We start from the raw sequence: 8,259 nt of genomic DNA, 5'->3' as shown, positions 1-8,259 counted from the left end.
GGCCGCGATGGCCAGGGCCAGCACGGCCACCGCGACCACGGTGCCCACCGAGGGCGCTGCCAGGCCCACATCGGGCAGCCCGCCGCCCGGGTTGCCGAAGACGGCGGCGAACCGGCACCCCAGCAGCAGCCCGGCCGGACCGGCGACGAGCGCCGCCGCCAGATACTTCGCCAGCAGCACCCCCGCGACCATCGCCGGGGAGGCACCGACGGCCTTCAGCAGCCCGACCCTGCGGCCCTGTTCGGCCAGCCGGCCCGCCACCAGACTGCTCGCCGCCGCCGACGCGAGCACCACCAGCAGCCAGCCGGCTGCCGTAAGGGCGTCGTGCACACTCCGCAGGTTGCCGGAGGCGTTCGCCGCGAAGAACTCCCACGACCGGACAGTGACCGGGGCGGCGAGGACAGCCGGGGAGCGGACGAAGTCCTCGGCCCGCTCCGGCTCCGCCAGCCTCAGATGCGCGACGTAGGAGATCGGCAGCGCGTCCGAGGCCAGCCGCAGCAGATCGTCCCCGGTGAGCCACACCTGCCCGGCGTCGGGCGAGGGCCCGCCGCCCTGCGGCGACCACACCGCACGCGGATAGGGCGAGGACGCGGCGGTCCTGGCCACCCCGGTCACCGTGAAACCCTTTCCACCGATCGTCAGCCGGTCGCCGGTGCGCACCCCGAGGGCGAGCGCGAATGCCCGCTCCACGACCGCCCCGCCCGGGCTCACCCAGTCGCCGGCCACGAGGTGGGGACGGTCGATGGCGTCCGGCACCGGATCCCTCCCTTCCACGACCGCCCGCACCGTCATCCCGTGCGCCTCGATCATCGGGAAGAGCACCGGATGCGGCCCGCCGCGCGCGGTGACCCCGGGGAGATCGAGGAGCGGATCGAGCTCGCGCAGCGCTCTCTCGCCCGTACTGGTCGGCATCGCCAGCACATCGGGGCCGTCGGTGGCGGCCCTGACCTCCGCGTAGGACTGGTCCACCGAGTCCCGCAGCGTCAGTCCGGTGGTGACCGTGGCGCACACGGTGGTGACCGTCACCAGCAACAGTGCGGTATGCGCCGGCCGGTGGCGCAGCGAGCGCAGGGCGAGGCCCATCAGCAGAAGGAGACGCCCCATCGGTCAGAACCCCAGATCGATCAGAGCGGCGGGTGACGCTTCGGCCGGCGGGAACACGGTGTCGTCGACGAAGGCGCCGTCGCGCATGCCGATCACCCGGTCCGCGGTCGCGGCCACCCGGGCGTCGTGCGTGACCATCACCAAGGTCTGCCCGCCCAGGCGCAACTCCGCGAACAGCCGCAGCACGTCCCGGGTGGCCGCGCTGTCCAGGTTGCCGGTCGGCTCGTCGGCCAGGATGAGGGACGGCTTGTTGATCAGCGCCCGCGCGATCGCGACCCGCTGCCGCTGCCCGCCGGACAGGGCGGACGGCAGCTGCCCCGCCCGGTCCCCGAGCCCCACCCGCTCCAGCAGCGCCACGGCCCGCCGACGGGCCCGGCGCCGCCGGCACCCGGCCAGCACGGCCGGCAACTCCACATTCTCGGCCGCCGACAACTCGTCCATCAGATGGAAGGACTGGAAGACGAAGCCGATGTGCGCACGGCGCAGCCGGGCCAGCGCCCGCTCCCCGAGGACGTCCAGCCGCCGGCCCGCCAGCCGGACCTCGCCACCGGTCGGCCGGTCCATGCCACCCAGCAGATGCAGCAGCGTGGACTTGCCGCACCCACTCGGCCCCGTCACCGCCACGCTCTCGCCCGCACCGACCCGCAGATCGACCTCGTCCACGGCCCGTATCCGCCCCCCGTCGTCACCGTGGCTCCTGGACAGCCCGCGGGCCTCCAGCAACCACGGACCACCGGCCTCCCGGCTCATCCGTCCTCCCCGCTCTCCCGCCATGTCCGCTCGCACGCCTCCAGCCAGCGCAGATCCGCCTCCAGCCGCACCACGACCCCCTCCAGCAGCAGCGCGGCCACCCGGTCCCCCGGCCCGTCCAGCGCGGCCCGCTGCGCCGCGCGCAGCCGTCGCATCAACTCCCGCCGCTGGGCGTCCACCAGTTCGACCGGATCCGCCAGGCCGCTGGTCGCGGCGGCGACCAGCTTCAGATGGAAATCGGCGAGGTCCGGCTTGGCCCAGGTGACCCCGCGCAGCCAGGCCATCGCCCGCTCCCGCCCGGCGGCCGTCACCTCGTACACCTTGCGGTCGGCCACGCCCTCGGCTCCGAGGCACACGACGTGGCCCGCCTTCTCCAGCCTGGACAACGTGACGTACACCTGCCCGGGATTCAGACCCTCCCCCAGCACCCCGAGCGCCGCCTGCACCCTGGCCCGCAGCACGTACCCGTGCGCCGGCTCCTTGACCAGCATGGCCAGCAACGCGTCCTGCATCCCGCCCCTCCGACATCGGCCGGGTACATCTAACGGTTATCCCCTCCGTCGGTCAACTCGCCCCGGCCGCAGGCACGGTGGAGAATCCCGGCATGGAGGTGGAGCGCGCGGGGATGACGCTGGACCAGCACAACACCGCCCGCGACCAGGGCACCGTGTTCGCCGTCCAGTACGGGGACCTCCGCACGGCGCGGGACGCGGACGGTGGCGGACGGCACGCCGCCGGCACCGGACCGGCCGAGCGGCCGGAGCCGTCCTGACGCGGTGCCCCGGGGCGGGTCAGCCCGGGGTGCGACCGGCCCGCGAGCCCACCGGCCCGCCGGGGGCGACCCACCGGCGCGGCGCGCTCAGGGCAGCTGGAAGGTGTCGGCCAGGAGCGCCGTCTGCACGTCGAGCAGGGTGGCGGGGTCGTGCCCCATGCCGCTGAACTGGCCGGTGACCTCCAGGCTGACCGTGCCGTGCATCTGCGGCCAGGTCATCACGGCGCCGGTCAGCGCGACGTTCGCGGCGGCGTCGTCCGCCGGCCGCCCGGTCCACTGCTCGACCCAGGCCGCCACCTCGGGCCGCTCCCGCAGCCAGCCCCGCAACTGCGCCAGGAGCGGGTCCACGGAGACCAGCGGCCGCCCGTGGGCGAAGACGGACAGGAAGGGGCCCAGGACGGAGCGGGCCTTCAGCACGGTCTCGGCCGGGGCGGTGAAGCCCGCCACCGGGGTGCCCTGGATGAGCAGATACAGGTGCGGCTCTGCCACGGCCCACGCGCGGTAGGCGCCGGTCAGGGCGTGCAGCGCGGCCCGGCCGCCCGCCGTGGTGTCCACCGCGTGGACCGCCGTGGCCGCGCCGTCGTAGGCGTCGAGTACCAGCTCCGCCAGCAGGTCGTCGCGGCTGGCGAAGTAGCGGTAGAGCGCCGGGCCGGACATCCCGATCTCCTTCGCGATGCGCAGGAGCGCCACGCCCTCGATGCCGCCGGCGGCGAGCTGCCGCAGGGCCGCTTCCTTGATCTCCGCGCGGGTCTGCTCCCGGTACCGCGCACGCGGACTGTTCACCCGGTCTGCCATTCCCGCCTCCTGTCGCCGCTCGCCCCGGACTGTGCGGCCCGGATCGTGTGCGTCACTGTATCGCTGACGTGACAGGGCGGAGCTCCCTCCCGGCGCCGGTCGGGGGAGGGCTGCGCGGGTGGGCGGCGCCGTGCGGTCAGCCCGCCGCCCGTGCGGCGAGGAAGCCCCGGTACCACTCCAGGGTCTCGCTCAGGGTGACCGTGATCGGGGTGGGTGCGACGCCGAACTCCCGCTGGAAGGCGGTGGAGTCCATGATCTGCGGCTCGGTGTGCTGGTAGAACAGCTCGGCGTACGAGCGCATGAACGTCTCGTCGAACGGGCCGAAGGCGCGCGGCCCGTCCAGAGCGGTGATCCGCACCGGCTGTCCCACGAGATCGCCCAGGAGGGTGAGGATCTCCCGCGTGGTGCGGGCGGGCGCGGTGGGCAGGTGCCAGACCCGGCCGTCTCCCGAGGGGTGCTCGCCGAGTACGGCCAGGCCGCGGGCCACGTCGAGGATGCTGGTGTAGCTGTGGGCGAGGTCGATGTCGCCGAGCACCAGGACCTCACCGCCGGTGAGCGCGGCCGGGAAGACGGCCCCGCCCAGGGTGGAGTTCAGGACCCGGGGCCCGACGAAGTCCGCCGAGCGGCCCAGCACGACCCGCGCCCGCCCCTCCCGGTGCGCGGCGAGGTAGCGCTCGTCCAGCCCGGCGCGCATCCTGCCCTTGGCCGTGGTCGCCCGCCACGGGGTGTCCTCCGTCATGACCTCGCCGTGCGTCGCGCCGTAGGGGTACAGCGTGTCCAGCACGACCAGCCGCGCACCGGTGCGCGCCACCGCGCCCAGCACGGCCTCCTGAATGCGGGGCATGACGTCGACCTGCAGGTGGTAGGCGACGTTGACGCAGTGGTAGACGACATCCGCGCCCTCGATCGCGGCGAGCGCCCCGTCCACCGTGCCGACGTCCCCGGTGACCCGTTCGACGCCGGTGAGGGGCTCACCGGTACCGGAGCGGTCGACCAGCCGCACCCGGTGCCCGCGGCGCGCGAGTTCGAGGGCCACGGAGGTGCCCGCGGGGCCGGCCCCCAGAACGGTGTGGAGCGCACCCGGTGCTGCGGTCATGACGTGTTCCTCTCGGTGGCGAGTGACAGGGATTCGGTGTGGTTATCTGCGAACGCGTTCGTTATACACCGTAACTAAGATTGCTGTCTATCGCCAATGGCGTGGAGATCCGGGGAGGGGCGTGGGGCCCGCGCGTGGTGGCGGCCCGGGGTGCACGCGCGCCGGAGGGGCGGGCCGGGGCGTCCGGTGACGGACGCGGTGGCACCGGCCCGCGGGCGGTTTGCGACAATCGGTCCCCGTGCCGGGACCCGGACGGCCCCGCACGGCAGCCGGCGGGCGCGGTCGTGGCGACAGCTCACCCGACGGGAGGAGGCCCCCGCATCGGCCGGGAAGGCCGTGGACATCGGGAGCGGAGACGTGCGGGGCGGGTGCATACGCGGCGGCGGAGACGATCGCGGCCCGGGCGGCCCGCCGGATGGCGGCGACCGCGGGCCGGGTGAGGAGTCCGGCCGGGACGGCGCCCCGCGGGCGGCGCCCCTGGAGCAGCCCAACCTCGTCGCACCCGTGGACGTCCCCGCGCTGTCCCCCCGGCTCTGGACGCTGGTGGTGGCCACCGGTGTGCTCGCCGGGCTCGCCGGGAGCGCCCTCATGCTGCTGCTGGAGGCGACCTCCGCCCTGGTGTACGCCCACCGGTCGGGCGACTTCCTGACCGCCGTCGAGGAGGCCGGTCCCGGGCGCCGGGTCCTGGTGCTCGCCGCCGCCGGAGTACTGGCCGGGGTCGGCTGGTGGCTGCTCGCGCGGTGGACCGGGCCCGGCGGGTCCGAGGTGAGCACCGCGCTGTGGCGGGACCAGGGGCGGCTGCCGATGCGGCGCAGCCTGGGCACCGCCTTCCTGTCCACCGTGATCGTCGGCATGGGCGCCTCACTGGGACGGGAGGCCGCCCCCCGGCTGGCCGGCGCGGCGCTGGCCTCCCGGCTGTCCGACTGGGCCGGCATCGACACCGCGCACCGCAGACTCCTCGCCGCCTGCGGTGCCGGCGCCGGCATGGCCTGCGTGTACAACGTGCCGCTCGGCGGGGCGCTGCTGACCCTGGAGGTGATGCTCGGCGCCCTGTCGCTGCGGCTCGCCCTGCCCGCCCTGGCCACCTGCTGCGTCGCCACCGGCGTGTCCTGGATCGTCCTGCCGACCGGGCCCACCTACCGGCTGCCCGAGGTGCCGCTGTCCGGTTCGCTGACCGTGTTCGCCCTGGTCATCGGCCCGCTCGCCGGGCTGGCCGCGGTCGGCTGGGTCCGGATGATCCGCGTCGCGCACCGGCGCCGCCCCACCGGCCGCGGCCTGCTGATCGCGCCCGCGCTGGTGTTCACCGGGGTCGGGCTGCTGGCGATCCCCTACCCGGAACTGCTCGGCAACGGCAAGGACATCGTCGACCTCGCCCTGGGCGCGCAACTGGCCGTACCCGCCGTCCTCGTGCTGCTGCTCCTCAAACCGCTCGTCACGGCCGGCAGCCTGGGCAGCGGAGCGAGCGGCGGGCTGTTCACCCCGACCATCGTCATCGGCGCCCTGCTGGGGGCGCTGGCCGGGCGGGGCTGGGCCCAGCTGTGGGACGCGCCGGCCGCCGGCTTCGCGGTCCTCGGCGCCGCCGCCGTCCTGGCCGCCGCCATGCAGGCGCCCCTCGCCGCCGTGGTCCTCATGCTGGAGCTGACCCGCACGATCGACGCCCTGACGGTGCCGCTGATCCTCGCCGTCACCGGGGCCATCCTGGTCTCCCGCGCCCTGGACACCCCCTCCCTCTACTCGGTGCGCCTGCCCGCCCAGTGAGCCCTCCCGGCGGAGGGTGTATCGTCGGTCACACGGAGAACCGTATCCAGGGAGATACCGACGTGGTGGGTGAAGACGACATCTCGGGGTGATACCCGGGCTGCCAGGCCGCCGGCCGGTGCGTGTGCGCGCCGGGGTGGCCTCGTTGTCGTCCCCTGAACCGTCTTCCCGGGCACCGCGCTGCCGGGCGCCCGCGTTCTCCCCCGAGGTCTTTCCATGTCCGACGCTTTCGTCACGTGCACCGGTCTGTCCTTTTCCTGGCCCGACGACACCCCCGTCTTCAGCGACCTGACCTTCACCCTCGGCACCGGCCGCACCGGTCTTGTCGCGCCCAACGGCTCCGGCAAGAGCACGCTGCTGAAGCTCATCGCCGGTGAACTGCGCCCCACCGCCGGTACCGTCACCGTCTCCGGGCCGCTCGGCCACCTCCCGCAGACCCTGCCGCTGGCCGCCGGTCTCACCGTCGCCGAAGTGCTGGGCATCGCCGAGGTGATCCGCGCCCTGGACGCCGTCGAGGCGGGCGACGTGGCCGAGGAACACTTCGCCACCATCGGCGACGACTGGGACATCGAGGAGCGCACCCGCGCCCAACTGGACCGGCTCGGGCTCGCGGACCTCACCCTGGACCGCGAACTGCGCACCCTCAGCGGCGGCCAGATCGTCCAGCTCGGGCTCGCCGCCCAACTCCTCAAGCGCCCGGACGTGCTGCTGCTGGACGAACCGACCAACAACCTCGACCGCGACGCCCGGCACAAGCTCTACGACGTCCTGGCCGACTGGCCGGGCTGCCTGCTGCTCGTCAGCCACGACCGCGCCCTGCTGGACCGCATGGAGCGGATCGCCGAACTCCACCACGGCACCCTGCGCTTCTTCGGCGGCGACTTCACCGCCTACCAGGAGGCCGTCCGGGCCGAACAGGAGACCGCCGAGAAGAACGTCCGCAACGCCGAGAAGGAACTCAAGCGCGAGAAGCGGGAGATGCAGCAGGCCAGGGAGCGCGCCGAGCGCCGGGCCGGCAACGCCTCCCGCAATCTGAAGAACGCCGGACTGCCCCGCATCTTCGCCGGGAACATGGCACGCGGGGCCCAGGAGTCGGCCGGCCGCGCCGGCCAGATGCACGCCTCCCGGGTGAGCGAGGCCCGGGCCCGGCTGGACGAGGCGGGGCGCGCCGTCCGCGACGAGCAGCGGCTGACCCTCGACCTGCCCGACACGGACGTACCCGCCGGCCGCACCCTCTTCCTCGGCCGGGGGCTGCGGGTGCGCCACGGGGAGCGCGCCCTGTTCGGCCCGCAGGGCGTCGACCTCACCGTCCGGGGGCCCGAACGCATCGCGCTGACCGGCCCCAACGGTGCGGGGAAGACCACGCTGCTGCGGCTCCTGGAGGGCGGTCTTGAGCCGGAGGCCACCGAACTGCGGCGCGCCGGCGGCCGCGTCGCCTACCTGTCGCAGCGGCTCGACCTGCTGGACACCGGCCGCACCGTCGCCGAGAACTTCACCGCGTTCGCGCCGCACCGCGCCGAGGCGGACCGGATGAACCTGCTCGCCCGCTTCCTCTTCCGGGGCGCCAAGGCCCATCTGCCGGTCGGGGTGCTCTCCGGCGGTGAACTGCTGCGCGCCACCCTGGCCTGCGTGCTGTGCGCCGAACCGGCCCCGCAGCTGCTGCTGCTGGACGAGCCGACGAACAACCTCGACCTGCTGAGCGCGGGCCAGCTGGAGAGCGCGCTGTCCGCCTACCGGGGCGCGTTCGTCGTCGTCAGCCACGACGAACCGTTCCTGGCCAGGATCGGGATCGGACGGTGGCTGCGGCTGGCCGACGGGACACTGACGGAGGGGGACCCCTCCCGGGGCTGACCCACCGGCGCCCGCTCCGCGCGGGCGCCGCCCCCCCCCCCCCCGCGCCCCCCCCGGCCCCCCCGGGGGGAGCCCAGCCCCCCCCCCCCGGCCCGGGCCCCACCCCGGGCCGGAGGCCCGGGGGGCCCCGGGG

At 74.8% G+C, this 8,259-nt stretch carries 8 protein-coding genes; 3 read left to right on the top strand and 5 right to left on the bottom strand.

Annotated features, from left to right (window positions below; genetic code table 11):
• The 3 genes from ACFV5N_RS14035 to ACFV5N_RS14025 all read right to left on the bottom strand — a co-directional run.
• Positions 1 to 1,104 (bottom strand): FtsX-like permease family protein (locus tag ACFV5N_RS14035; protein ID WP_385598551.1); only part of this gene is annotated, 1,104 nt, incomplete at its 3' end.
• Between the two features lie 3 nt (positions 1,105 to 1,107).
• On the bottom strand, positions 1,108 to 1,854 hold the full coding sequence (locus tag ACFV5N_RS14030; RefSeq protein WP_385598548.1) for an ABC transporter ATP-binding protein: 747 nt from the start codon (positions 1,852 to 1,854) through the stop codon (positions 1,108 to 1,110).
• Entirely contained in the window at positions 1,851 to 2,366 is a 516-nt protein-coding gene (locus ACFV5N_RS14025) for a PadR family transcriptional regulator (protein WP_385598545.1), read from the bottom strand. The genes ACFV5N_RS14030 and ACFV5N_RS14025 overlap by 4 nt, the downstream gene beginning before the upstream one ends.
• Before the next feature lie 92 nt (positions 2,367 to 2,458).
• On the opposite strand from ACFV5N_RS14025, the gene ACFV5N_RS14020 reads away from it, so the two are divergent.
• Complete coding sequence (locus ACFV5N_RS14020) at positions 2,459 to 2,626, top strand: hypothetical protein (protein WP_385598543.1); 168 nt, start codon at positions 2,459 to 2,461, stop codon at positions 2,624 to 2,626.
• An 87-nt stretch (positions 2,627 to 2,713) separates the two neighbouring features.
• Here the strand turns inward: ACFV5N_RS14020 and ACFV5N_RS14015 are convergent, their stop codons facing one another.
• A complete protein-coding gene (locus ACFV5N_RS14015; RefSeq protein WP_385598540.1) occupies positions 2,714 to 3,421 on the bottom strand; it encodes a TetR/AcrR family transcriptional regulator in 708 nt (235 codons plus the stop codon).
• Between the two features lie 136 nt (positions 3,422 to 3,557).
• Complete coding sequence (locus tag ACFV5N_RS14010; protein ID WP_385598537.1) at positions 3,558 to 4,517, bottom strand: NAD-dependent epimerase/dehydratase family protein; 960 nt, start codon at positions 4,515 to 4,517, stop codon at positions 3,558 to 3,560.
• Positions 4,518 to 5,021: 504 nt separating this feature from the next.
• On the opposite strand from ACFV5N_RS14010, the gene ACFV5N_RS14005 reads away from it, so the two are divergent.
• Both ACFV5N_RS14005 and ACFV5N_RS14000 read left to right on the top strand, forming a co-directional pair.
• A complete protein-coding gene (locus ACFV5N_RS14005) occupies positions 5,022 to 6,275 on the top strand; it encodes a chloride channel protein (RefSeq protein WP_385598534.1) in 1,254 nt (417 codons plus the stop codon).
• A gap of 216 nt (positions 6,276 to 6,491) precedes the next feature.
• Positions 6,492 to 8,126: an ABC-F family ATP-binding cassette domain-containing protein gene (locus ACFV5N_RS14000; RefSeq protein WP_385598531.1), complete on the top strand. Its 1,635-nt coding sequence runs from the start codon at positions 6,492 to 6,494 to the stop codon at positions 8,124 to 8,126.
• The last annotated feature ends 133 nt before the right edge of the window (positions 8,127 to 8,259 follow it).

The organism is Streptomyces sp. NPDC059853 (assembly GCF_042731495.1).
GTDB lineage: Bacteria > Actinomycetota > Actinomycetes > Streptomycetales > Streptomycetaceae > Streptomyces.
This window is presented reverse-complemented; position numbering and strand designations above follow the sequence as displayed.

What these genes read in the sequence shown, in the direction of transcription:
- ACFV5N_RS14030 (WP_385598548.1), bottom strand. Translation starts at nt 1,854, where the DNA reads ATGAGCCGGGAGGCCGGTGGTCCGTGGTTGCTGGAGGCCCGCGGGCTG.
- ACFV5N_RS14025 (WP_385598545.1), bottom strand. Translation starts at nt 2,366, where the DNA reads ATGCAGGACGCGTTGCTGGCCATGCTGGTCAAGGAGCCGGCGCACGGG.
- ACFV5N_RS14020 (WP_385598543.1), top strand. Translation starts at nt 2,459, where the DNA reads ATGGAGGTGGAGCGCGCGGGGATGACGCTGGACCAGCACAACACCGCC.
- ACFV5N_RS14015 (WP_385598540.1), bottom strand. Translation starts at nt 3,421, where the DNA reads ATGGCAGACCGGGTGAACAGTCCGCGTGCGCGGTACCGGGAGCAGACC.
- ACFV5N_RS14010 (WP_385598537.1), bottom strand. Translation starts at nt 4,517, where the DNA reads ATGACCGCAGCACCGGGTGCGCTCCACACCGTTCTGGGGGCCGGCCCC.
- ACFV5N_RS14000 (WP_385598531.1), top strand. Translation starts at nt 6,492, where the DNA reads ATGTCCGACGCTTTCGTCACGTGCACCGGTCTGTCCTTTTCCTGGCCC.